The organism is Staphylococcus pasteuri (genome assembly GCF_003970495.1).
GTDB lineage: Bacteria > Bacillota > Bacilli > Staphylococcales > Staphylococcaceae > Staphylococcus > Staphylococcus pasteuri.
Genome location: NZ_RXWW01000030.1, coordinates 14,388 through 39,007, shown reverse-complemented (window position 1 = coordinate 39,007; position 24,620 = coordinate 14,388). Strand labels below are relative to the sequence as shown.

The 24,620-nt window shown below is 31.8% G+C and carries 23 protein-coding genes; 11 read left to right on the top strand and 12 right to left on the bottom strand.

The genetic code is table 11. The features are described 5' to 3' along the window. Window positions 1-40: 40 nt before the first annotated feature. Both ppx and CD121_RS04365 read right to left on the bottom strand, forming a co-directional pair. Complete coding sequence (ppx, locus tag CD121_RS04370; RefSeq protein WP_126567510.1) at window positions 41-1,573, bottom strand: exopolyphosphatase; 1,533 nt, start codon at window positions 1,571-1,573, stop codon at window positions 41-43. A 243-nt stretch (window positions 1,574-1,816) separates the two neighbouring features. After that, the gene (locus CD121_RS04365) at window positions 1,817-3,355 is read right to left on the bottom strand and encodes an AbgT family transporter (protein WP_029056119.1); all 1,539 of its coding nucleotides are present in this window, start codon (window positions 3,353-3,355) and stop codon (window positions 1,817-1,819) included. Window positions 3,356-3,602: 247 nt separating this feature from the next. Between CD121_RS04365 and CD121_RS04360 the strand changes: the two genes are divergently transcribed. Further along, complete coding sequence (locus CD121_RS04360; protein WP_029056120.1) at window positions 3,603-4,421, top strand: SDR family oxidoreductase; 819 nt, start codon at window positions 3,603-3,605, stop codon at window positions 4,419-4,421. Between the two features lie 72 nt (window positions 4,422-4,493). Here CD121_RS04360 and CD121_RS12210 read toward each other — a convergent pair whose 3' ends face one another. Then, window positions 4,494-4,664 carry a hypothetical protein gene (locus tag CD121_RS12210; RefSeq protein WP_017636427.1) on the bottom strand — a complete coding sequence of 57 codons (171 nt, stop codon included), beginning with the start codon at window positions 4,662-4,664 and terminating at the stop codon, window positions 4,494-4,496. A gap of 24 nt (window positions 4,665-4,688) precedes the next feature. Further along, the gene (locus tag CD121_RS04355; protein WP_117239269.1) at window positions 4,689-5,765 is read right to left on the bottom strand and encodes a M42 family metallopeptidase; all 1,077 of its coding nucleotides are present in this window, start codon (window positions 5,763-5,765) and stop codon (window positions 4,689-4,691) included. A gap of 159 nt (window positions 5,766-5,924) precedes the next feature. Here CD121_RS04355 and CD121_RS04350 point away from each other — a divergent pair, with 159 nt between their 5' ends. Further along, window positions 5,925-6,392 carry a YehR family lipoprotein gene (locus tag CD121_RS04350; protein ID WP_029056122.1) on the top strand — a complete coding sequence of 156 codons (468 nt, stop codon included), beginning with the start codon at window positions 5,925-5,927 and terminating at the stop codon, window positions 6,390-6,392. A 49-nt stretch (window positions 6,393-6,441) separates the two neighbouring features. Here CD121_RS04350 and arsB read toward each other — a convergent pair whose 3' ends face one another. The 3 genes from arsB to CD121_RS04335 all read right to left on the bottom strand — a co-directional run bounded on the left by arsB (window position 6,442) and on the right by CD121_RS04335 (window position 9,747). Further along, window positions 6,442-7,731 (bottom strand): arsenite efflux transporter membrane subunit ArsB, encoded by a 1,290-nt coding sequence (gene arsB / locus CD121_RS04345; protein ID WP_126567515.1) that lies wholly within the window; start codon window positions 7,729-7,731, stop codon window positions 6,442-6,444. Beyond that, complete coding sequence (locus CD121_RS04340) at window positions 7,731-8,048, bottom strand: ArsR/SmtB family transcription factor (RefSeq protein ID WP_017636423.1); 318 nt, start codon at window positions 8,046-8,048, stop codon at window positions 7,731-7,733. The genes arsB and CD121_RS04340 overlap by 1 nt, the downstream gene beginning before the upstream one ends. Before the next feature lie 121 nt (window positions 8,049-8,169). After that, entirely contained in the window at window positions 8,170-9,747 is a 1,578-nt protein-coding gene (locus CD121_RS04335; protein WP_126567509.1) for an FMN-binding glutamate synthase family protein, read from the bottom strand. Window positions 9,748-9,954: 207 nt separating this feature from the next. Here CD121_RS04335 and lnsB point away from each other — a divergent pair, with 207 nt between their 5' ends. Further along, on the top strand, window positions 9,955-10,710 hold the full coding sequence (lnsB, locus tag CD121_RS04330) for a CPBP family lipoprotein N-acylation protein LnsB (RefSeq protein ID WP_119622601.1): 756 nt from the start codon (window positions 9,955-9,957) through the stop codon (window positions 10,708-10,710). Between the two features lie 34 nt (window positions 10,711-10,744). After that, window positions 10,745-11,533: a CPBP family intramembrane glutamic endopeptidase gene (locus tag CD121_RS04325; RefSeq protein ID WP_037555644.1), complete on the top strand. Its 789-nt coding sequence runs from the start codon at window positions 10,745-10,747 to the stop codon at window positions 11,531-11,533. 88 nt (window positions 11,534-11,621) lie between these two features. Here CD121_RS04325 and CD121_RS04320 read toward each other — a convergent pair whose 3' ends face one another. Both CD121_RS04320 and CD121_RS04315 read right to left on the bottom strand, forming a co-directional pair. Continuing rightward, window positions 11,622-13,091, bottom strand: a complete 1,470-nt coding sequence (locus CD121_RS04320) for a sensor histidine kinase (protein ID WP_126567508.1) — start codon at window positions 13,089-13,091, stop codon at window positions 11,622-11,624. After that, on the bottom strand, window positions 13,084-13,761 hold the full coding sequence (locus CD121_RS04315) for a response regulator transcription factor (protein ID WP_119622700.1): 678 nt from the start codon (window positions 13,759-13,761) through the stop codon (window positions 13,084-13,086). Before CD121_RS04315 ends, CD121_RS04320 begins: the two co-directional genes overlap by 8 nt. A 369-nt stretch (window positions 13,762-14,130) precedes the next feature. Between CD121_RS04315 and CD121_RS04310 the strand changes: the two genes are divergently transcribed. Then, window positions 14,131-14,355, top strand: a complete 225-nt coding sequence (locus tag CD121_RS04310; protein WP_029056131.1) for a hypothetical protein — start codon at window positions 14,131-14,133, stop codon at window positions 14,353-14,355. Window positions 14,356-14,490: 135 nt separating this feature from the next. Continuing rightward, a complete protein-coding gene (locus CD121_RS04305) occupies window positions 14,491-15,660 on the top strand; it encodes an MFS transporter (protein ID WP_108000338.1) in 1,170 nt (389 codons plus the stop codon). 43 nt (window positions 15,661-15,703) lie between these two features. On the opposite strand, the gene CD121_RS04300 is transcribed toward CD121_RS04305, so the two are convergent. Both CD121_RS04300 and CD121_RS04295 read right to left on the bottom strand, forming a co-directional pair. After that, on the bottom strand, window positions 15,704-17,059 hold the full coding sequence (locus CD121_RS04300; RefSeq protein ID WP_119622698.1) for a carboxylesterase family protein: 1,356 nt from the start codon (window positions 17,057-17,059) through the stop codon (window positions 15,704-15,706). A 123-nt stretch (window positions 17,060-17,182) separates the two neighbouring features. Then, window positions 17,183-18,883, bottom strand: coding sequence for an APC family permease (locus tag CD121_RS04295; protein WP_119622697.1), 1,701 nt, complete (start codon window positions 18,881-18,883; stop codon window positions 17,183-17,185). 178 nt (window positions 18,884-19,061) lie between these two features. Between CD121_RS04295 and CD121_RS04290 the strand changes: the two genes are divergently transcribed. Then, on the top strand, window positions 19,062-19,664 hold the full coding sequence (locus tag CD121_RS04290; RefSeq protein ID WP_017637567.1) for a YdeI/OmpD-associated family protein: 603 nt from the start codon (window positions 19,062-19,064) through the stop codon (window positions 19,662-19,664). Window positions 19,665-19,751: 87 nt separating this feature from the next. On the opposite strand, the gene CD121_RS04285 is transcribed toward CD121_RS04290, so the two are convergent. Further along, on the bottom strand, window positions 19,752-20,531 hold the full coding sequence (locus CD121_RS04285; protein WP_046467042.1) for a (S)-acetoin forming diacetyl reductase: 780 nt from the start codon (window positions 20,529-20,531) through the stop codon (window positions 19,752-19,754). A gap of 494 nt (window positions 20,532-21,025) precedes the next feature. On the opposite strand from CD121_RS04285, the gene CD121_RS04280 reads away from it, so the two are divergent. From CD121_RS04280 to CD121_RS04265, 4 genes are read left to right on the top strand one after another with little or no spacing between them, the layout of a single operon-like run. Further along, window positions 21,026-22,300 carry a betaine/proline/choline family ABC transporter ATP-binding protein gene (locus tag CD121_RS04280; protein ID WP_119622695.1) on the top strand — a complete coding sequence of 425 codons (1,275 nt, stop codon included), beginning with the start codon at window positions 21,026-21,028 and terminating at the stop codon, window positions 22,298-22,300. Next, window positions 22,300-22,935: an ABC transporter permease gene (locus tag CD121_RS04275; protein WP_119622694.1), complete on the top strand. Its 636-nt coding sequence runs from the start codon at window positions 22,300-22,302 to the stop codon at window positions 22,933-22,935. The genes CD121_RS04280 and CD121_RS04275 overlap by 1 nt, the downstream gene beginning before the upstream one ends. Before the next feature lie 21 nt (window positions 22,936-22,956). Then, window positions 22,957-23,910: an osmoprotectant ABC transporter substrate-binding protein gene (locus tag CD121_RS04270; protein WP_126567507.1), complete on the top strand. Its 954-nt coding sequence runs from the start codon at window positions 22,957-22,959 to the stop codon at window positions 23,908-23,910. Window positions 23,911-23,912: 2 nt separating this feature from the next. Continuing rightward, window positions 23,913-24,602: an ABC transporter permease gene (locus CD121_RS04265; RefSeq protein WP_017637572.1), complete on the top strand. Its 690-nt coding sequence runs from the start codon at window positions 23,913-23,915 to the stop codon at window positions 24,600-24,602. Window positions 24,603-24,620: the final 18 nt, after the last annotated feature.

Genomic DNA, 24,620 nt, shown 5'->3' with positions numbered 1-24,620 from the left:
TGTTTATATATTTGCGTAGTCTAAAAGTATCATACGTTTGTTAAGATTTTGTAAAGGTAATCGTTACTTTACCATCAAGAATCTTTTCGATATGTTTTTTCTGACGGTTTGCTTGATATTCTTCAGCAATAGGTTCGCCTTTATAGAAGACAAGTAGTTCATACTTATCGTCTTTATTAGGTTTAAGTTCAACTTCTTCGACAAAGCTCGTGTGAGAAATATTTAAAGCATTCACAAATTTGATAATACCGCCTAAAGCTTGAATAGTATCCGTTTCTTTACTGTTAAACCACTCAGTTTCCTTACAATAAAATTTAAGTAATGACTTATTTTTGAAACTCGCTAATAGAGCCAATTTCACACGATCTTTATGTGAAAAGCCATTAATCATTGAGTTCGCGATAAGATAATACGTGTGTGGAGAACTAGAATCTGAATCAATGAAACTACCTAGATAATAAAGATAAGCACCTTCAACAAATAATTCTTTGTCATTGTCATTAACTTTAAGATCTGAATGATTAAGTAATTGTGTAAGCAATGATTCTGCTAATTTAAGACGTCGGTTTGCACTACCTTCTTCAATATGATATTCGTTTGCTAGTTGACGTAATGCATCTTTTCTAACATTCTCTTTTGAAAATTCTTCTGGGTAGCGTTGACGTATCGCATTCATAATGTACCCTTCGCGAATTCCTTTTCTTGAAAATGTAAATTGAGTCGCATCAATTTTTTTATAAAGTGTTTTAAACACTGACACGGAAGGTAAGATGATGTCTACTCGGTCACGACTTAAGCCGTCTAAATTAGTAAGTTCATCTCTAGAGCTTTTGCGAATAAGGTCAAAGACTTCTTCGATATCTTTATCTGACATCGTATAGTTGTGAACGCCACCGATAGGGTAAGAATGTTCTGATTGGTGTATTCGCGCAACGTTACGTGCAGATCCTCCAACACCGACTAATGCAACTTTCTGATCTTTAAGCCAGTCTAATTGATCAAATTGTTCTGATAAGAATTTTTCCATGCCTTTGATTGCTGATTTGTCGTTATGATCTTTATCCCCGAAAAATTGACGTTTTAGCGAAACAACACCAAAAGGAAAACTATGTGCTTCTTTTAATTGTTTGTCTTTAAATGAAGTGACCTCAGTAGAGCCACCGCCTATATCTACAGATACACCGTCTTCAATGTCAGTAGTGTGAGTAATAGCGTAATAACCGTAAAATGCTTCGTCTTCTTCTGGTACAATTTTAATTTCTACACCAGTATCTTTTTTGACTTTTTTAATAATATCTTTTTGATTATTTGATTGACGAATGGCTGCCGTCGCAATAGGGTGTAATTCATCTACTTTAAATTTAGTTGCTACTTTATTAAAGCTACTTAGGGCCTCAGTTAGTACTTGAATACCTTCATCATTCATATCATTATCTTTAGTTAAATACTGACTTAGACGTGCTGGTGTCTTAATATTTAAGATTTCATTCAAGCCTGTTGCTTTATCAAATCCAAAAATAACCAGTCTAATAGTATTTGAACCAATATCTATTAATCCAATACGTTCTTCCATCACTGCCTCCTATGTTTATGGGCCAAACAATATACCCCTGTTTAATTTTATTTTACATGAGATATATATAATGAAAAGATTTTTCAGACATTTTCCATAGAATTTTTGAAGATTTTAATTAACTTATAAAATGCGTTTACAAATAGAGTATATAGCGAGGAGCAGTCATTATTTTCTACAACAATAAAAGCCACTCTCATTTATAAATGAAAGTGACTTTTGTTATTATTTTAACGCTTTTTATTATTTCACATGAATAGGTCCACCAGGTCCAACAGGAATTCCAAGGAAGAACCAAATGAGTGTAAATAATGTCCATACAATAGTTAAAGCAATGGAGTATGGCATAAGACTAGATAAAAGTGTACCGAGTTTCATGTTTTTATCATATTTTTGTGCATATGATAATAATAGAGGTAGGTAAGGCATCATAGGAGTAATTGGATTAGTAATAGAGTCGCCCACACGATAAATAACTTGAGTAAACGCTGGATGGAAACCAACTAAAACTAACATTGGAACAAAGATAGGTGCTAAGATACCCCATTTAGCTGAGGCGCTACCAATAAGCATGTTGACTAAAGCACTTAAGAAAATGACACCGAGTATTAAGACGACTCCATTTTGATGTTGTAAAAGTTTAGCACCCTTAACAGCCGTAATAACACCTAAGTTACTCCATTCAAGGAACGCAAGTAGTTGTGCCGCAAAGAATACGATTACTATGAATGAACCCATAGATGCCATAGAATCTGTAATCATTTGTCCTAAATCTTTAGTGTTTTTAATTTCACGACTTAATACACCATAAATGACGCCGGGAACTAAGAATACTACTAAAATAATCAGTCCAACACCATTAATTAATGGTGCGTCATCTAAAAGACTACCTGTTTTAGCATTACGTAAAAAGCTATGCTCAGGTATTGCACAAATGATTAATAATATGATGAGAGCTATAAAACTCATATTTGCCCAAAATAATGCTTTACGTTCGACAGGTGTAATATGAGAAGACGTTTCTTCCATATCTTCATGTGCATCTGAATCATCATATTTACCTAGTCTCGGAATAATTAACTTTGAAGTTACAAAATGAATCGTAGGTAATAAGACGACAACACTTGCAGCAATAAAGTACCAATTCATTGCGACATTTGTATGAATACTTTTAGATACAATTTTAGTAGCAGGATCTGTAAATGAATACACAAGTGCATCTTGCATACCAACAACTAAATTTGCCGCAAACCCACCAACCGCTGACGCATAAGCCATTGCTAAACCAGCAATAGGGTGGTAACCAATTTTAATAAATAACATTGCAGCTAAAGGCGGCAAAATAATAGTTGCTGCATCACCAGCCGTACTACCAAGAATACCTATTAAAATGATAGTAGGCACGATTAACTTCTTTGGCGCTTTATTTACTACAGAAATCATCAGTTTATCAAAATAACCAGATTTTTCAGCAGCACCAATACCAATCATGACACCTAATACCAAACCAAGTGCCGGAAATTCTGAAAAGTTCTTAATTGCATCATTCATAATCATCGCAAAACCGTCATGACTTAAAATACTTTTGATATGTATGGTTTCACCGTTACCAGGATGTTTAACAGAAACATTAAATAGTGAAACAAACCAAGTGATGATTGCGAGACCTACACACATTAAGAAAAATAACACAGTTGGATCGGGTAATTTGTTGCCGACCCATTCTACACCATTTAAAAATTTACTAACGATTGATGGTTTTTCCTTTGCATTTGTTGCCATTCATGAACCACTCCTTAGTTAAATTATCTAAAAGTATAGCAAACATTACATGTAATGATAAGAATTTTCTGAAATTGAAATTAATAATAAAACTATTGAGTATAAAAAGATGATTTGATAAACTCTTTCAAAAGAATTTCTGAATAAAGCGCTATCATTGTCATAACGGCGTTTAGATCTTTATAGGAAGTGGAAATATAATATTAAGATTCATTTTTCATGAAAAATATTAGGAGAGTGAAACAACATGAAACGTTTAGAAAATAAAATAGCCGTTGTGACAGGAGCAAGTACTGGTATTGGTCAAGCATCTGCTAAAGTTTTAGCTCAAGAAGGTGCTCATGTATTAGCATTAGATATTGCGGATGAATTAGATCAAACTGTTGAAGATATTAAACAAAATGGTGGTCAAGCTACTGCATATAAAGTTGATATTTCAGATGAACAACAAGTGGAACAATTTGCGAATGATATGAAGCAACAATATGGTCGTATTGATGTGATATTTAACAATGCAGGTGTTGATAATGGTGCTGGACGAATTCATGAATATCCAGTAGAAGTATTTGATAAGATTATGGGCGTAGATATGAGAGGTACGTTCTTAGTAACTAAATTCTTATTGCCATTAATGATGGATCAAGGCGGTTCAATTATTAATACAGCATCATTCTCTGGTCAAGCTGCCGACTTATATCGCTCAGGATATAACGCTGCAAAAGGTGCAGTGATTAACTTCACTAAATCAATCGCAATTGAATATGGTCGTGAAAATATTCGTGCCAATGCAATTGCACCAGGTACTATTGAGACACCGTTAGTAGATAACTTAGCGGGAACTGCGCAAGATGAAGCGGGTCAAACGTTCCGTGAAAATCAAAAATGGGTTACACCATTAGGTCGATTAGGTACACCAGACGAAGTAGGTAAATTAGTAACTTTCCTAGCTTCTGATGATAGTTCATTTATTACAGGAGAAACAATTCGTATTGATGGTGGCGTCATGGCATACACATGGCCAGGTGAAATGTTAAGTGATGATAGTTGGAAAAAATCTATTAAATAAATAGTTGAAAATATCATATAATATAGAAAAGCCAAGATTTCTCATATTTCCTGAGAAATCTTGGCTTACTTTTTACTTTAATTGTTTAGCACATGTTTCGCATAATTTGTATTGTTCGTTAGACCAACCATCTAAATTAGTATAGCCATGTAAATCTTTAGCTTGTACTTTTATGAAAATATTTTCATCATCTTTGATTTCACGATGACAGTTGGAACATTTTAACTCTCCGAATAACCTCATACATTAATCAAGCCTCCTAAGATATTACCATTTAATATTATTATAAGTATCATCATTCAATGAACGCACGATTTCAGTAACGAGACGAACTGAATTGTCATAATCATCTTTATGGATAACTGAAACGTTTGAGTGCATATAACGTAAAGCGATACCGATAGTAATGGTTGGAATGCCTTCATTTGCAACATGTATACTTCCAGCATCCGTTCCTCCACCAGGTGTAGTATCCCATTGTACTTCAATGTTATGTTGTTGTGCCACATCTTTAACATGTTGACGTAAACCTTCATGAGCAATACTAGATGCATCCATCATAATAACAACTGGACCACCGCCTAGATGACTATCACTCGTTTGGCCTGACATTCCAGGAGTATCAAAAGCAACGGCTACATCAACTGCAATAGCTAAATCAGGTTGAATCGTTTGGGCTGCAACTTTTGCGCCACGTAGTCCAACTTCTTCTTGTACAGTAGCACCTGAATATAAATTAATATCGATTGATTCGTCTTTTAACGCATTAAGTACATCGATGGCTAATGCACAGCCGTAACGATTATCAAAAGCCTTAGCTGTCATATATTTTTCATTAGCTAGTGTTTCGAATTCGCTATATGGCGTTACCATATTTCCTACAGATACACCTAATTGTTCAGCTTCTTCTTTACTACTTACACCGATATCAATAAACATATTTTTAATATCTACAGTTTTTTTACGTTCTTCTGGTGTAAGCACATGAGGTGGTTTCGAACCTATGATACCTCTTAGAGTTTTACCATCATCTGTGGTAACAGTCACTTTTTGAGATAACATGACTTGATTCCACCAACCACCGATTGGATTAAAAGATAAATAGCCATCTTTATCAATTTTTGTCACTAGAAATCCTACTTCATCCATATGTCCAGAAACTAAAATAGATTTTGAACCATTGGTAGCTGATTTCTTTCCGAAAATACCGCCTAAATTATCTTCAATAATAGCATCGCTAACAGTTGATAAATGATTTTTCATTAATGATTTAACTTGCATTTCACGACCTGCAATGCCATTTGCTGATGTTAATTGTTTAAGTAATTGAACTGAATCACTCATTTTACAATCCTCCCAAATACGTATTATGTATAGTTTAACATAGCGATAATGGTGTGATATATTATTAGAATTTTGTGTTAAATAAGAGTATAGTAATACCAACAATAACAAAAATAATAGTATAATTAATTTAAGAAACAGGCGAGAGAAGGCGACCATATGAAGAAATTAGTTTCAGTTTTGATAGTCATTGCGTTAAGTGTCATTACACTGTCTGCGTGTAGTAAAGAACAGACTAAAACGTTCGAAGGGGACGTTAATGGTAAACAAGTTATTACATCTTTAACGTATAAAGGTGATGAAGTACTTAAACAATCTACATTAGGAACACTAAAATATGAAGATTTAGGTATAGATAAAGCACAAGCCAAAGATATATTAAAAAAAGATGAAAAAGCATTTAAAGGTAATAAAGGTGTATCATTCAAAATAGATTATAAAAATGATAAAGCCGTAGAACATATTGATATTGATTATAAAAAAGCAGATATAGATCAATTGAAGAAAAAATTAGGATTTGTGTCAGTTAAAGGTAAAAATGATAAAGTGAGTCTTGATAAAACGGTTAGTCAGATGAAACGTAATGGATTAAAAGAAAAAAGTAATATGACTGATCATGATGACTAAAATATATGGCAACATTGAGCGAAACGTGTTCAATGTTGCCATTTTTATGTTAAAAAATAAAATATGTTAAATAGAGACCTAGTAATGTAAAGAATAATACAGGTATAGTAATGAGAATGCCTGTTTTAAAATAGGTTCCCCAAGAAATTTTCATGCCTTTTTGTGCCAGTACATGTAACCATAACAATGTTGCTAGCGAACCAATAGGTGTTATTTTAGGACCTAAATCAGAGCCAATAACATTACTATAAACCATTCCTTCTTTAATTGTGCTAGAAACACCTGATTGTCCAATTGCTATAGCATCAATTAATACTGTAGGTAAGTTATTCATAATAGAAGAGAGAATTGCAGATATGAATCCCATGCTCATAATACTAGCAAATAATCCGTGGTTCGAAATCATTGATAAAACATGTGCCAATAAAGTAGTAATGCCGGCATTCTTCAAACCGAATACGACTAAATACATGCCTATTGAAAAGATGACGATATTCCACGGAGCACCTATAAGGACTTGTTTTGTATTTACTACTGAGGATCTGCTAGCAAGTATTAGGAATATTATCGCAATAACACCAGCAATAATTGAAACTGGAATTTGCATCCACTCACTAACAAAATAGCCAATCATTAAAATAACAATAACGATCCAAGAAATATTAAATAAACGATGGTCTTTAATAACATCTTTTGGTTTATTGATATGTGAGATATCTACACGTTTAGGTATAGAATGTCTAAAATAAGTCCATAAAACAACTATACTTGCGACTAATGAGAATATATTTGGGATAATCATGTGCCCCATATATTCAGTAAAACCAATACCAAAGTAATCAGCAGAAACGATATTGACTAAGTTACTAATTATAAAGGGTAAAGACGTCGTATCAGCGATAAATCCACAGGCAATAATAAAAGGAAAGATAATCTTTTTATTAAAACCTAAATGACGCACCATAGCAAGTACGATGGGCGTTAGTATTAATGCTGCACCATCATTGGCAAAAAATGCTGCAACTATAGCACCCAGAACCATAATTAAAATAAACATCATAAGACCATTTCCATTTGATGCACGTACCATGTGAACGGCTGCCCATTCGAAAAAGCCGATTTGGTCTAATATTAAGGAGATTAATATAATAGCCACGAAAGTAAGTGTTGCATTCCAAACAATTTGAGTGACTTCAACGACATCTAATAAACTAACAACGCCTGTAATAATTGCGATGACAGCACCTATTAAAGCGGTTATTCCGATATCTAATCCTTTAGGTTGCCAAATAACAAATAAGAGGGTTATTAGAAATATAGCAATAGCAAGGATACTCATCATTGACTATCACCTAATTTCATTGAATGACATTTACATTGTTCATTATTATTTTTAATGAGGTTTAAATGATTAAGTATTTGAGTGTAAAACGCATCATTTAATTGGTAAAAACGTTTATTTCCTTCTTTTCGAGTGGTAACAAATTGATGTGTGACTAAGATTTTCATATGATGACTTAACGTTGGTTGAGAAAATTGAAAGTATGATAATAAGTCATACGCACACAATTCACCACAAGATAAAATATCTAAAATTTCTAATCTATTTTCATCTGATAACACTTTTAATGAAATTGCTAATTGTTGATAAGTCATGATAACCTCCAAATTAAATATAGATTATCATCTATATAGATATATGTCTATGAAGGTTTATATTAGAAAATGACATTAAAAAAGCGACCACATTGAAGTGATCGCGATATATTGAACTTATTTAAGATATTAACTTTAATTTGTAATCATGAATAGTCTGTGTGCCACCATCCATTTTACGGTAAATAATGTGTTCAGCAGTAATTTCGGTAGGATTTGATACGCCAACAGCTGCTGCAATATTAAATAATCCTTCGTGCAAACTTGTTACATAATTGGTTACACGATATTGTTTTTCATCAACAATTAATCCTCTTTCTTTTTTAGGATCTGTTGTCGCAACACCAACAGGACATGTATTCATATGACATTGTTGACTCATAATACATCCTACACTTATCATCATACCGCGTGCAATATTAACTAAGTCAGCACCTAATACTAAAGCGATTGCAATTTTATCAGGTGTAATTAATTTTCCAGATGCAAAGATTTTCACCTTATTACGAACACCGTATTTTTCTAACATACCAGAAACAATAGGTAGAGCAGTTAATAATGGAAGACCTACACCATCTTGTAATTCTTGGAATGTGGCACCAGTACCACCTTCGCCACCATCAACAGTTATAAAACTTGGATATTTATCAAGTTCAACCATAGTTTTGACTAAGTTTTCAATTTCTTCAATACGACTCACAACTATTTTAAAACCAACTGGCTTTTGGCCTAATTGTTGGATTTCATCTACCCAATTTAATAAATCAGTAGCATTATGAATAAAGTCGAAGCGGTTTGGTGAATTGATTGTTTTGAACGGTTCAACATTACGAATTTTAGCAATTTCTTCGTTTACTTTTGCACCTTCCATATGACCGCCACGAGTTTTGGCACCTTGAGCTAATTTTAATTCGAAAGCACGTACATTTTTACGTTCAGCAAGTGTTTTAAATTCTTTTTTACTGAAATTACCTTCTTTATCTCTTACACCAAAAAGACCAGGTCCAATTTGGAAAATGATATCTCCATCGCCTTTAAGATGGTATTCTGACAAACCACCTTCACCTGTATTCATCCATGTACCTGCTTTAGATAATCCTTTAGATAAGGCAGAAATAGCATTTTTACCTAATGCACCATAACTCATCCCTGATTGACCAACTAATCGTTTGATTTTATAAGGATGCGCAAGATGTTCCCCGAGAACGACAGCGTGTTCATCAGTTAAATAATAAGGATCCACTTCCTTACGTTTACGATGTTCATCTCTACTAAATAATCTTTCATTCTCAATTTGATAAATAAAAGTCGAAAGTAGAGTAGTGTTATCCACTTTTAATTCATTAGCTTGAAGTGGAAACATAGTGTTCTGTATGTAAAATCCATCTTTATAATCTGCCATAGTACCAAAACTAGTCATTCTTGAATTATATTTACCAGCTAATACGATATTTTTATAATCTGTACGAGAGAATGGTTTACCTTCATTGTCACCAGAAAATAAATATTGTCTTAATTCAGGCCCCATTTTTTCTGAAAGATATCTAATGCGTGCAAGTAACGGATAATTTCTTAATACACTATGTTGTGTTTGTCGTTTATCCTTGATCAGCCAAATGAAACCTAATAATAATGCACCCAATAAAAAAATCATAATAATGATGTTGACAATGAACTGCATCGTCGTTAGTACACTCATTAATATGCCCCCCTTAATCATTACTCCAACACTATGATACACCATTCTTAATGTTTTACAATGAAACCGGTTAAATTTATATTGTAGAATTTAAATTATTTTAGTTTATGAAATATTTATGTGAGACAATTTATTTTAATTAGTGTATTCAACTGAATTATAAAATGATAAAGTAATTGTGATAAAATGCGATTTAGGAGGTGACACATGAGCCAATATAACCAATTACAACGTGACGTATGGAATCAAAACCAAATGATGAAAAAAGATTTTTTAATCATACCTATATACATATTATTTCAAATGTTAATTCCGATTGGTACGGTATTTGGGACATTAGGATTAACAGCAATGGTAACGCAAAGACCACCGGCACAATTTTTATATAATCTTAGTTTAAGCGTGGGATTCGTGTTAGCTCAGTTTTTAACATTATTTGCCTTTTTTGTAATGCATAAATTTGATATTGCGCAAGTAATGAAAAGACAGTTTCATTATGCGAAACAATACACCATACATATTATGATTTCTATCGCCGTTGTATTATTAGGTCTGTTAATGGCAACATGGTTACTAGGTATATTAGACTTTGGACCAACACAATATGAACGTAGAGTAGAAGGTTTGTTTAACTATCCATCTGCATTATTCTTTACATTTATATCAATGATTGTTTTAAGACCTATGGTTGAGGTGCTTATTTATAAACACATATTAATCCATGAATTAAGGAAAAAGAGGCATATTGTTGTAGTGATTATACTTTCTATATTCATAGAAGTGCTTGTCCATGTGTATGATATGATAAACGTAATGGAAATGTTACCTTATTTGATTATTGCTATAGGTTCAACATTTGTGTATCTTAAATCTGGAATGAATTTAGCAGCAACTTATTTATTTCAAGCAGGTATCCAACTCATTATTTTTATCGTTTTTACAGTGAAATTCTTATTAATGTAGTAATAAAATTAAAGAAGATTTAAAGGAGAATTTTATGGAAAATGAAACTACTCAACAACTATTAGATTCTGATAAATTACAGAATGAATTTGCATCAAAGAAGGTAGTTAAAAGAGATTTTTGGCTTATTCCTGCCTATATTATATTAGCGCAATTCTTATTACCAATGATTGGTATGTTAATTGCTTTTATTATATCGAATTCACTTCATATGAAGTCAGATCATAAAATTAATAATCTTATAACCAATTTTGCTACTGTATTTGGCTTGATTGGTATGGCATTAGTATTGTTATTATTTTATTTAATGCACAGAAAAACATTAATTCCCTTAGCTAAACAACGTTTTAAAGATTTGAAAAAACATTTCGCAACAATTGCGATTATTATTGTTGTTATGTATGTATTAAATATTTTGTATGGAGCTATGGTTGAATTTTTACCTGAAAAATATCAATTTGATGATACCGAAAATAATAAAATGTTAGCACAAATGTTTACATCAGGTTGGATGTGGCCAATCTTGTTTTTAGACATTGTGATCGTTACACCCATAGTAGAAGAATTACTGTTTAGACATTTATTAATTCATGAACTGGGTAAAAAATTAACTTATGTTGTTATGTATGTGTTGTCGATTTTAATATTTGCAAGTGTGCATGTAACAGATGCACAGTCACCATTTGAAATAGGGCCATATATTATTATGGCAAGTTGTTTTGTTGCAGCGTATCACTTTACTAATCGTAACCTAGCAGCGACCATAACATTACATGTAATTAATAATAGTGTCGCCTTTGTAGCGATGTTATTTACTTTATAGTTAGGCGATTGTTTAATATGATTTAGAGCTTTAAATAATCAAGTAGCCAACTAATGATTAACTTAATTGAAATCATTAGTTGGCTTTTTTATATCTGTGAAATTAATTTGATTTTGAAATGTACGCCGTTCGTTGTAGGAATAATATGAATACTGCCATTATGATAATCAATAGCTTCTTTGATAATGGTTAATCCTAAACCATGATTAACTTTGTTGGTCGCTTTAGTACTATAACCAGGTTTGAAAATATCATTTTTATTACTTGGTAATCCTTGACCATTATCTTTGTAATCAATTAAAAGAGTATTTTCAATTTTATCAAACAATATATTAATTTTTGGATTTAGATTATTATGTTCAATGCTATTTTCTATTAAGTTGATAAGACATCTTTCAAAATATAATTTATTACCATAAAAAGTTTCTTCTTGATCAAATAGAAAAGAGAGTTCTATATTGTCATAACCAATAGAGGAAACGAATTTTTCTACTGTATATTGAATTGGAAAACCTTCTTTATCATGTTTCATTTGATTTGTTTCGTTATCAAAATCTTTATTTAAACTTTGTATCAAATCTTCCATGTATTTAGCTTTTTCTGATATAAGATTTAAATATTTTTTATTTGAGTCATCAACTTCAATTATTTTTGAATAACCATAGATAGACGTTAGTGGTGATTTTAAATCATGTGAAATTTGAGAAATCCATTTTGATTTATAATAGTTAATCTGATTTTGGTATATTTTGTCTTGAAGTAATTGTTGATTTAATGATGTTAATGATTTGTGTAATTCTGGATACGTTTTACTATATTTCTTAATATTACCTTTAGTATTCGGTTGATGCAGTTTTTCCTTAGATAGATTACCAATCCAATCAATATAATAGCCTAAAGGTTTAGTTAGCCTTCTTGATACTAAATAAGAAGTAATTAACGCTAAGATGACATTGATGATTAAAGCACTAAATAAAATAATTGGAATTTCACTCATACGGTCATGTGGATCATTGTTAATTTGAGTTTTGTCTAATATAGCTCGCTGGTTACTATTATAACGAAAAGTGAGTTTTTCATTATTATAGTTATATTCATATTTATTGTAGTCATGTGTCGTAATACTTTGTAGTAATTGATGAGAATTGATCTGATTTGAGTTTGTTACATATGTTTTTTTATGATTCTTATATATATAAATGAAATATGTTCTTTCATCTTTATATGTGGGTACTGCGTTAGATTTATTGATGTTTTTTAAAATTATTGGCTTTATATTTTTGTTTTTTAAATGGTTTGGATATAAAATATTTCCATTTTTATTTGTAAAATAAATGTTAGCATCTTCTTTTTTAGAAAGTGTTTGTATATATTGTGAAGGTTTATCTACCGATTGCGTAAATGTGAAAAAATCAGGTTCTATACTACGTAAATCTGTATATAGATGCTTTAAAGTAAAATTCATAATTAATAAAATAGAAACCATTGCTATTATTATCGTTAATGTTAAAAATATCGTTAAGTATTTAAAAAACTTTAATATAAATCGTTTATTCATAATGATTATCCTTAAATATGTATCCTTTTCCACGTAATGTTTTTATGAATTGTGGATGATTAGGATCTTTTTCAATTTTTCGTCGTAACATTCTAATATGTACCATCAATGTATTGTCATCAACTGATGTTTCATATCCCCAAACTTTTGCGTAAATTTGATCCTTAGATAAAATTTGATTTTTATTATTAATAAAATAGAAAAGTAAGTCTAGTTCCCGAGCTGTGAGTGTAACAGGTTGACCATTAATTTGAACTGAACCACTTTTAAAATTAACAGATAAATGGCCTTGTTTATATAAATCATTTGGTGTTTCTTTTAAATGAAGAGACACTCTATAATATAATTCCATTGGATCAAAGGGCTTTTTAATATAATCAACAACACCTTTTTCAAAACCTCTATATAATTCTATATTTTCTTCCTTAGCAGTAACGACTATTACTGAGGTAGATGATAAATCAATATACTTCATTAATTCATATCCATCTTCTGATTTTAAATTTAAATCTAATAATATGACATTGTATGTATATTGATTTATAAAGTTTAAGCCTTCTTCTATATCATCAGCCGTATCTATAGATGAAATTCCTTTAGTTGTTAAAGAAAGTTTGATTAATTCTTGAATATCTTTATCGTCTTCAATGATTAATATTTGAGAATTCATTTTATCCACCTCACTGATATAGTTTACGCGTTATTAAATAATTAAACTATGAAACTTTCGATATTTAAGGAAAATTTAAACTTAAAATAAATGAAGCTTTATTTATATGTCATAACATGAAATTAAATAATAAGTTTAGGAGATGTTAGCAATGAAAAAAGTTCTAGTGACTTCTTGTGTTTTTATAATTTCAGTCTTAACACTATTATTCGTGAGAGAATTGGGAGAGTATTTCAATTTAACTTTCTTTAACTTCTTAGAGGGACCATACGTCATTTGTGGTATCTCTTTTATTAATACATTATTAATCTATTTTGGTGAAATTAAAGAGAAATACGATAATAAACTAAAGATGGGGGATAATATAAAATGAAAGTCCTAGGTTATCTGTTATCTTTTATATTAATAATTTTAGTAATATATGATGTAACTAGATGTATTTTAGTGTTTATTGAAAATACATGGCATAAAGATTTTGGTATGGAAACGTTACTACATAATGCTTATATAGTTAATGGCGGAGTTATGGGGGCAATTGTTTTAATGGGTGTACTGGAAATCATTAATCATGCCATTGGTGAAGACAAATTTTAAAATTTTAAATTCCTGACAAACAAAAGTATTAATTTATATTATATAATGTAACAGTTACTAATCTAATTAAATGGGTTTGTAGCTGTTTTTTTGATGCTACAAATATTGTAATTTTATAGGGAAGGGGGATATATTATGTCGTTGATGCGTATCATCACCTTCATATTCAGTGTATTTATCGTTGGAATGGTTGAGATGATGGTAGCTGGAATTATGAATTTAATGAGTCAGGACTTACATGTATCAGAAGCCGTAATAGGTCAACTAGTGACTTTATATGCTTTAACGTTTGCGATTTGTGGGCCAATACTTGTTAAAGTAACACAACGTTTTAAAGCTAAATCAGTCCTGTTATGGACCTTAATTGCTTTTATTATAGGGAATTTAATTATAGCTGTCGCACCTAATTTCACGATATTAGTTATAGGTCGAATTCTTTCATCTGCAGCGGCCTCATTAATTATTGTTAAAGTACTAGCGCTCACTGCAATGTTAACGCCAGCTAAAAATCGAGGGAAAATGATAGGTATCGTTTATTCAGGTTTTAGCGGAGCAAATGTGTTTGGAGTACCTGTAGGAACATTAATAGGTGATATGGTAGGTTGGCGATTTACATTTATATTTATAGTTGTTATCAGTGTTATTGTAGGGATATTAATGATGTTTTTCCTACCTAAAGAACATGAATTAAGTCATTCTAATAACTCAAACACTAATCATAGCAATCAAGTCATATCAAAAGTATTACGTCCTGGTGAAGTTGCTAAATTTATAACAATTACATTCTTGATTTTAGTTGCAAACTCAGTCACATTTGTATATATTAATCCACTTATATTATCAAATGGTCACGAAATGTCATTTGTATCTCTCGCATTATTAATTAATGGTGTTGCTGGTGTCATTGGTACATCATTAGGTGGTATTTTTGCTGATAAATGGACAAGTAAGCGTTGGTTGATTATTTCAATTACAATATTTATTGTAATGATGCTTATTTTGAACTTCATATTATCAGGTACTATTATGTTATTAATTGGTTTATTTGTATGGAATATTATGCAATGGAGTACCAATCCTGCCGTACAAAGTGGTCTTATCGAACAAGTTGAAGGCGACACAAGTCAAGTGATGAGTTGGAACATGTCTAGTTTGAATGCCGGAATAGGAATGGGTGGCATTATAGGTGGACTCGTTGTATCAAATATGTCAGTTCACTTTGTGACTTATACGAGCGCATTCATTGGATTTTTAGGTTTAATTGTTACTATAGCATTAAAAAATAATCATTTTGCTAAAAATTAAATTTTTAAATAAACAAAAGCGTCTCCCAAAAGAGGAGACGCTTTTATTTGTATTGAAATGGTCTTTTATTGTCTTCATTATAAGGAGTCCAAGGCATTTTACTGTGTGTAGCAAAGTAACATAAATCATGTATCATTTTCGAGCTTAACTTTGTTTCATGCTGTGTAACAGATAATTGATGCGCTTTTAAAATATTCAAGTTACCAAACCAAAAAATCATATCTAAAATATGATATGCACTTTTATAGTACTTACTATCAGTTCGATGCCACTGGAAACAAGCTAACCATATATTTGGGTTATGCTTCATGTCATTTAAGAAACGATGTACTGGCTGTTGAAAAATATACTTGGTAATAAAATCTGATTGCTGTTTGGCAGATATCGCTTCCGTCGAATCGATATTAACTTTATTAAATGACATGGCTTCAACAAATCGTTCGGGAGTTAGTTTGCGTGATTCATTTTTTATATAAATATCACCTTCATTTTTCGTATATGAAACGAAGATGGGTTTTGAAAAGTTAGCATTATTAAAGTCCATATCAGCTGTTTGAATGGGTGCATATATTAATTCCAATCCTTTTGAATTCCCTCGAGATGTTTGATCTAACATCATGATATTTAATATATCGTCAGTCGATAATGCATCTATTGAGACATTAGGATATTGTTTTGAGATTAAGTTACTAAATCTTTGAGCTTTATCATACCCTATTGTTGGGCTATCTAAGTTTAAGATGCCACTTAGCAACATTACTTTATGGAAGTATGGATAAGTATGAGGTAATTGCATTAAAGCCATAATGCTCATACTTCCTGCTGATTGTCCCATTAATGTGACATTGTTAGGATCACCGCCGAAATCTTCAATGTTTTGGTGAACCCATTTTAAAACATTTAGTTGATCAGATAAGCCATTATTTAAATCATAATTAGAATTGATATAAGACCAATCTAAAAATCCCCATGCACCTAAACGATAGTTAAAAGTGATGACAATGACATCTTCTTGTTTTGCGACATTTTTAAGAGAGTATAATTCGGCATTAGCATGACCATTGATAAAGCCTCCACCGTAAAAATAAATTATAACTGGTCGTGATTCAGAATGGTGATGCTGTCGCCATATATTCAAATATAGACACTCTTCATGTTGAGAAAATTGATTAAAATGGTAGTCATCATCACTTGAGAAAAAGTCTTCAAGTTGATTATAAGGTTGAGGAGGAATACTTTGAACATGTGTTGCATGCATAGGTACAGACCATTGTTTATAAAGTTTAGAATGATTAAAACGTCCATTAGACAAGGTGGCATACGGAATACCAAGAAATGTATCTATACCATCTTTATGAATACCATTAATTTCTCCATTGCTTGTTTTCACGTTTACCATACACACCACTCGTCCTCTCAATTCGTACTATATATTCACTATATAATAAATGATTGATAACTTCTAACTACATACAAAAAAACTGCTAATGACTATTTTTAGTCATTAGCAGTTTTCAATATATTATTTATTTTGTTCTTGCTCTTCTTGTTGTTCTTGACGTTTTTCGGCGATTTTTTCGCGTCTTTCACGACGTTTACGTTTCTTAAGTTTATCACCCATATTGCTGTTCATTTTCTTAGCGCGTCTGAAATAAACACTTTCGAATGAACTAATTGCACCTAATTGATAGAAAATAAGGGCAACAATAATGATAACTAAGAAATCCCATGGATAATGAATCCAGTTTAAACCTTTGAACTCTTTACTACCGATAAATGATAGGAAAGAAAGTACAATTAGGTAAATGATAATCCATAAACTTCCGCCGATTTGTTTTTTAGTGTTTTTCCAATTCATTTTATATTCATAGAAGAAATAAATTGGTAAACCTAAAATAATGATTAAAATAACTTCTGCAGTCGTTGGCCACATAGCCCAATAAATAGCTAATGAAGCAAGTACGAATGACAGTGGTGCCATGAATTTTAAAATTCTAGCTCTGAATGGACGCGTCATCTTAGGTCCCATTTTACGTAATGCGATAACTGTTGTTGGACCTGTTAAATAGGCAACTAATGTTGCAGTTGAAATAACGGCTGCTAGAGTACCCCAATCGCGGAATAATGTCACCATTAACATACTGATAATAGCATTAAAGACAATCGCTACACGTGGGATTTTATATTTTTCATTCATTTTTCCTAAGAATTTAGGAATGTGACCATTTTTTTCCATTGCACGTAACACACGACCAGTTACAGCAACAAATGATACACCAGTACCAAATGGTGATACTACAGCTTCAATATAAAGTAAAATAGCTAACCAATTTAATCCTAATAAAATAGCCATATCAGCGAATGGAGAGTTAAAGTTAATACCGCTCCAACCATGTTCATGAATCATTGATTGTGGCATTGAAGTGATAAATGTACTTTGTAAAATAACATATAGTATAGCACTAATAGTTAATGAAATTGCAATACCACGTGCGATATTTTTTTCAGGACTCTTGATTTCTGATCCCATATTAATGATTGTTTGGAATGCATTAAATGAGAAGATAATACCAGACATTGTAGTCGCAGCAAATATTGGTGCACTTCCGTATGGCATGAATGTACCTACAGAATGACCATAATTACCAGTGTCAAATCCAGATACCATTAACATGATAATTGTTAATAATGGTACACCTAATTTAAAGAATGAAATTAAGCTAGTAAATGAAGTTAGTAATTTTACTGACCAATAGTTTAATAATGAAAAGATGATAATAATAGCATAAACGGCGAATAAACCAGAAGTACTTATCGAACCGTCTTTCATTAAGGCACTCATTGGCTTAGCCCAATCCCAAGGCCAAGAACTCATATATTGAACAGCAGATACTGCTTCAATAGGGATAATCGTTACTAGTGATACCCAGTTTGCCCAAGCGGCTATGAAACCAAGTAGTGAACCATGTGTATATTGAGCATAGTTACTCATACCACCCGATTGTGGGAACATAGTTCCAATTTCTATGTAGTTATAAGCAATTGTTCCTATAACTACGAATCCAATAATCCAAGAAATGATAGCTGCTGGGCCTGCAACAGAAGATGCTTCCCATGCACCGAATAACCAACCTGAACCAATTAATGATCCTAGTCCGAGTAACACTAATTGGGGCAGATTAATCTTGCTGTTATTCGATTCTGTTTCATTTTTATTTGCCATATTGACTCCTCATTCTTTTATATTCTGAAAATACTACGCCATTATTATACGCTAGTTAAAATATTAGTCAAATGCATATATTGTAATTTTTGTATAAATGTATAAAAATAGTGTTTTAAATATTTTGGTATATAATAGTGAATAAATCACTGGAAAAAGTAGAAAGTAGGGCAAACAAATGAGTAGTCAAAAAAATATCAATGCTGATGTGGAAGCATTTTTAAAAAAGGATAGTCAATGGAAAGATGAATTCAATTATTTAAGAGAGACCATTGTAAATTTTGATGATTTAGAAGAAACAATGAAATGGATGCACCCTTGTTACACAATTAATAATAAAAACGTTGTTTTAATACACGGGTTTAAAGAATATGTTGCGGTTATGTTTTTCAAAGGTGCATTAATAGAAGACAGTTACAACACGCTAATTCAACAAACGAAAAACGTACAATCTGCAAGACAGTTACGATTTGAAAAATTAGAAGATATTCAATCACGAAAAGAAGAAATTATTGATTATGTGAAACAAGCGATAGACATTGAAAAAGCAGGTAAAGAAGTAAAATTAAAGAAAACAGAGGACTATGAAGTTCCAGATGAACTACAACAACAATTTGATAAAATGCCAGAGTTAAAAGAAGCATTTAAACAATTAACACCTGGGAGACAACGACAATATTTACATCATATCGGAGAAGCAAAACGCGCAGATACTAGACAAAAGCGTGTGGATAAATATATTAATCATATCCTTGAAGGTAAAGGTATGCATGATAAGTAATAACTAAGCGAAGCTAACAGTAATCATATACTGCTAACTTCGCTTAGTCTTTTTATATAGTAAGAGTTTAAACAATGCCAATGATTATTAATGGAATCTCATGCCACCATCAACGATGATTGTTTGGCCAGTAATATAGTCTGAATCTTTACCAGCTAAAAAGCTAACAACATTGGATACATCTTCTGGTTGGGATAGTTTTCCTAAAGCAATTTGATCAGTAAATTGTTTCCATCCCCAAGATTCAGGTTGGCCAGCTTCTTCAGCTGTTTTTTTAGCTATGCCTTCCATCATTGGTGTATGGACAATACCTGGCGCATACGCATTTACTGTGATAGATTCATTTGCCAAATCACGCGCAGCAACTTGTGTTAAACCTCTCACTGCAAATTTACTACTACTATAAAGTGATAAACCTGCATTTCCTTCAACGCCAGCTTGTGATGTGGCGTTAATAATTTTACCACCATGACCTAACTGTTTAAATTGAGCATGTGCTGCTTGAATACCCCATAGTACACCTTTCACATTGACACCATATACTTTGTCAAAGTCTTCAGGGGTAATAGAATCAATAGGTGTCATAGGACCTAAACCTGCATTACTTACTAGTACGTGTAAGTCTCCAAAGTGTTCTACTGTTTGATTCATCGCATTGAATACATCGTCTCGATTTGAAACATCAGCTTTGATTGCGATTACTTTTGAATCATCTTGTGATAGAGCATGTGCTGCTTGATTTGCACCTTCTCCATTGAAATCTACAATAGCCAATTTAAAACCATCTGAGAATAAACGTTTAGCAATTTGATAACCAATACCTTGTGCGCCACCAGTTACAACTGCTACTTTATTTTGTTCATTCATTTTTAACCCTTCTTTTTATTATTTTTTAATACAAGTTCAAAATATCACAAAAGAACATTAGGTATTCATAAATGTGTAACATAAAAATACTTTTCGATTTATTGTCATTAATTATTAAAATAACTTTCACAATTCATAATTTTAAGCTAGAAATACAATGTTTATCGTTTTGTAATTCAAATTAAAATTATGAATATCTTTATAAATTTGTTAAGTTTAAATAAATGAATTTTGTAAAAACGCAATATGTTTATTAAAATTATATAGGGTATATATTTATATCGTTGTCGAATATGCATACATAGAAACCTAAAGCCAATGTTATACACATAGCAGTAACATAATGACATCTTTTTAAAATTAAACATTGAAGGTAAAGACCATCGTACGCTTGTTCAACCAATATTATTTATTAGTTAACAACTGTTCTGCTGGTCTTTTAAATTGTATAGTGATATTCGCCATTTTTTACTTAATGGAAGGGGAAAATAATCATGTTAAGTATTAAGAATTTAACCAAGATTTACTCTGGGAATAAAAAGGCAGTTGATAATTTATCACTTGATATTGAATCAGGAGAGTTTATCGCATTTATTGGGACGAGTGGTAGTGGTAAGACAACTGCATTAAGAATGATTAACCGAATGATTGAGGCCACTGATGGAGAAATCCAGATGAATGGCAAAGATGTTCGTCATATGAATCCCGTGGAATTAAGAAGAAGTATCGGTTATGTTATTCAACAAATTGGTTTAATGCCGCATATGACAATTAGAGAAAATATTGTATTAGTACCTAAATTATTAAAGTGGTCTAAAGAAAAGAAAGATGCAAAAGCAAAAGAGTTAATTCAACTTGTTGATTTACCAGTTGAATATTTAGATCGCTATCCAGCTGAATTATCTGGTGGACAACAACAACGTATTGGTGTAGTGAGAGCACTCGCTGCTGAACAAGATATCATTTTAATGGATGAACCTTTTGGTGCGCTTGATCCGATAACTCGAGATACATTACAAGATTTAGTTAAAGAATTACAACGAAAATTAGGTAAAACATTTATTTTCGTAACACATGACATGGATGAAGCAATTAAACTCGCAGATAAAATTTGCATCATGTCACAAGGTAAAGTTGTGCAATTTGATACGCCAGATAATATATTAAGAAACCCAGCCAATGATTTCGTTAAAGACTTTATTGGTCAAAACAGATTGATCCAAGATAGACCAAATATGAAAACAGTTGAAGGTGCCATGATTAAACCTGTTACTGTTCATGCAGATGATTCATTGAATGATGCAGTTAATATCATGCGTGAGAGACGTGTAGATACCATATTTGTGGTGAATAGCCATGACAAACTACTTGGTTTCTTAGATATAGAAGATATTAACCAGGGTTTAAGAGCTAAAAAAGAACTGATTGATACAATGCAACGTGATATTTATAAAGTACATATTGATTCCAAATTACAAGATTCAGTTAGAACTATTTTAAAACGTAATGTGAGAAACATACCTGTTGTTGATAATGACAATAAATTAATAGGTCTTATCACACGTGCAAACTTAGTTGATATCGTATATGACTCCATTTGGGGCGACGGTGATACTGAAGTGTCAGAATCTGTAGAGCCCAATGAGACAAACATTTCAAATGGGAATGAATCTTTAAATAGTCTTCCCAATCAAGACGACACTCATCAACATGTGAATACATCTTCTATAAACGAGATGAATAAGGATGAAGCGGGAGATGAACGATAATGAAAGCATTTTTGAATGAATATGGAAGCCAGCTCGTATCAAAGACGATTGAACATTTCTATATTTCTATCATTGCTTTGTTAATTGCAATCGTCGTAGCTGTTCCTGTTGGCATCTTATTATCTAAAACGACTAAAATTGCTAACGTTGTATTAACGATAGCTGGCGTACTTCAAACGATACCGACTTTAGCTGTATTGGCCATTATGATACCTATTTTCGGAGTAGGTAAGACACCTGCCATTGTTGCATTATTTATTTATGTATTATTACCGATATTGAATAATACTGTTTTAGGTGTCAAAAATATAGACAAAAATGTTATACAAGCTGGACAAAGTATGGGTATGACACAATTTCAATTAATGAAAGATGTCCAATTGCCTCTAGCTTTGCCATTAATCATTAGTGGCATTAGACTTTCAAGTGTTTATGTCATTAGCTGGGCTACTTTAGCGAGTTATGTTGGTGCTGGTGGACTAGGAGACTTAGTATTCAATGGATTAAATTTATATCAACCACCTATGATTATTAGTGCAGCTATTTTAGTTACATTGTTAGCATTAATTGTCGACATGCTATTATCATTAGTTGAAAAATGGGCGGTACCTAAAGGATTAAAAGTATCTAGATAAGAAATGGGAGGATGTAACAATATGAAGAAACATATTAAATATACAGTGATTCTTATTGCCTTGTCCCTCTTAGTATTATCTGGATGTAGTTTACCAGGTTTAGGTGACGGCAATTCAAAAAATGATGTTAAAATCACGACTACTGAAACAAGTGAAACAAAGATTATTGCAAATATGGAGAAACTAATGATTGAACATGAAACTAAAGGCAAAATCAAGCCGACAATCATTGGGAACTTAGGATCAAGTATTATTCAACATAACGCATTGCAACGCGGCGACGTTAATATGTCAGCTGTAAGATACACAGGTACAGAATTAACTAGTGTGTTAAACGCAAAACCAACAAAAGATCCTAAAAAAGCGATGTCTGAATCACAAAAGCTATTCAAGAAAAAATATGATCAAAAATATTATAATTCATTAGGATTTGCGAACACGTACGCATTTATGGTGACAAAAGAAACAGCTAAAAAATACCATTTAGAAAAAGTTTCAGACTTAGAAAAACATAAAAACGACTTGAAATTAGGTATGGATACACAATGGATGAATAGAGCAGGAGATGGATATCCAGCCTTCGTTAAAGATTACGGATTTAAATTTGCAAGTGCACGACCAATGCAAATAGGTTTAGTATATGATGCACTAAAAAATAAAAAATTGGATGTAGCTGTGGGATATTCTACTGATGGACGTATTGCAGCTTACGATTTGAAAATTTTAAAAGATGATCGTAAATTTTTCCCACCATATGATGGTAGTCCATTGGCTACAGAAAAAGTGATTAAAGATAATCCAAAAATTGATACAGCTTTGAAAAAGTTAGAAGGTAAAGTTTCAACTAAAGAAATGCAAAAGTTAAATTATGAATCTGACGGTAAAGGGAAAGAACCTGCAATTATTGCAGAAGAATACTTGAAAAAACATAACTATTTTGATGATGACAAAAATAGTAAGAAAGGTGGTCAATAATTATGAAAGGTAATTTATTCCAATCTATTATTGAATATTATTCATTGAACTTTGGCTACCTTATGGAATTATTCTTTAAACATTTATTAATGTCAGTTTACGGTGTACTGTTTGCTTGTATTATAGGTATTCCATTAGGCATTGTCATAGCTCGATATAAGAAACTAGCTTGGCCTATTATTACAATTGCTAATATTATTCAAACAGTACCAGCCATAGCAATGCTTGCGATTTTGATGTTAGCTATGGGACTAGGTCCAACAACTGTTGTTGTAACAGTTTTCTTATATTCGCTACTCCCAATTATTAAAAATACTTATACAGGTATTGTAGATGTAGATGAAAATATTAAAGATGCTGGTAAGGGTATGGGAATGACTAGAAACCAAGTATTACGAATGATTGAGTTACCATTATCTTTATCAGTGATTATAGGTGGCATTCGTATTGCACTAGTAGTTGCAATCGGTATTGTTGCTATTGGGTCATTCATTGGTGCACCAACACTTGGTGATATTATTATTCGTGGAACTAACTCAACAGACGGTACAACATTCATTTTAGCAGGAGCGATACCAATTGCTTTAATAGCTATTTTAATTGATTTAGGATTACGTTTCTTAGAAAAACGACTAGATCCAACACGTAAAAACAAAAAGAAATTTGAACATCAACCACAACAAATTAAATAAATATAAAACAAGGTCAGG

Bases quoted from the DNA above. Each gene is read 5' to 3' on its own strand.
- ppx (WP_126567510.1), bottom strand. From the start codon at position 1,573: ATGGAAGAACGTATTGGATTAATAGATATTGGTTCAAATACTATTAGA.
- CD121_RS04365 (WP_029056119.1), bottom strand. From the start codon at position 3,355: ATGGCAACAAATGCAAAGGAAAAACCATCAATCGTTAGTAAATTTTTA.
- CD121_RS04360 (WP_029056120.1), top strand. From the start codon at position 3,603: ATGAAACGTTTAGAAAATAAAATAGCCGTTGTGACAGGAGCAAGTACT.
- CD121_RS12210 (WP_017636427.1), bottom strand. From the start codon at position 4,664: ATGAGGTTATTCGGAGAGTTAAAATGTTCCAACTGTCATCGTGAAATC.
- CD121_RS04355 (WP_117239269.1), bottom strand. From the start codon at position 5,765: ATGAGTGATTCAGTTCAATTACTTAAACAATTAACATCAGCAAATGGC.
- CD121_RS04350 (WP_029056122.1), top strand. From the start codon at position 5,925: ATGAAGAAATTAGTTTCAGTTTTGATAGTCATTGCGTTAAGTGTCATT.
- arsB (WP_126567515.1), bottom strand. From the start codon at position 7,731: ATGAGTATCCTTGCTATTGCTATATTTCTAATAACCCTCTTATTTGTT.
- CD121_RS04340 (WP_017636423.1), bottom strand. From the start codon at position 8,048: ATGACTTATCAACAATTAGCAATTTCATTAAAAGTGTTATCAGATGAA.
- CD121_RS04335 (WP_126567509.1), bottom strand. From the start codon at position 9,747: ATGAGTGTACTAACGACGATGCAGTTCATTGTCAACATCATTATTATG.
- lnsB (WP_119622601.1), top strand. From the start codon at position 9,955: ATGAGCCAATATAACCAATTACAACGTGACGTATGGAATCAAAACCAA.
- CD121_RS04325 (WP_037555644.1), top strand. From the start codon at position 10,745: ATGGAAAATGAAACTACTCAACAACTATTAGATTCTGATAAATTACAG.
- CD121_RS04320 (WP_126567508.1), bottom strand. From the start codon at position 13,091: ATGAATAAACGATTTATATTAAAGTTTTTTAAATACTTAACGATATTT.
- CD121_RS04315 (WP_119622700.1), bottom strand. From the start codon at position 13,761: ATGAATTCTCAAATATTAATCATTGAAGACGATAAAGATATTCAAGAA.
- CD121_RS04310 (WP_029056131.1), top strand. From the start codon at position 14,131: ATGAAAGTCCTAGGTTATCTGTTATCTTTTATATTAATAATTTTAGTA.
- CD121_RS04305 (WP_108000338.1), top strand. From the start codon at position 14,491: ATGTCGTTGATGCGTATCATCACCTTCATATTCAGTGTATTTATCGTT.
- CD121_RS04300 (WP_119622698.1), bottom strand. From the start codon at position 17,059: ATGGTAAACGTGAAAACAAGCAATGGAGAAATTAATGGTATTCATAAA.
- CD121_RS04295 (WP_119622697.1), bottom strand. From the start codon at position 18,883: ATGGCAAATAAAAATGAAACAGAATCGAATAACAGCAAGATTAATCTG.
- CD121_RS04290 (WP_017637567.1), top strand. From the start codon at position 19,062: ATGAGTAGTCAAAAAAATATCAATGCTGATGTGGAAGCATTTTTAAAA.
- CD121_RS04285 (WP_046467042.1), bottom strand. From the start codon at position 20,531: ATGAATGAACAAAATAAAGTAGCAGTTGTAACTGGTGGCGCACAAGGT.
- CD121_RS04280 (WP_119622695.1), top strand. From the start codon at position 21,026: ATGTTAAGTATTAAGAATTTAACCAAGATTTACTCTGGGAATAAAAAG.
- CD121_RS04275 (WP_119622694.1), top strand. From the start codon at position 22,300: ATGAAAGCATTTTTGAATGAATATGGAAGCCAGCTCGTATCAAAGACG.
- CD121_RS04270 (WP_126567507.1), top strand. From the start codon at position 22,957: ATGAAGAAACATATTAAATATACAGTGATTCTTATTGCCTTGTCCCTC.
- CD121_RS04265 (WP_017637572.1), top strand. From the start codon at position 23,913: ATGAAAGGTAATTTATTCCAATCTATTATTGAATATTATTCATTGAAC.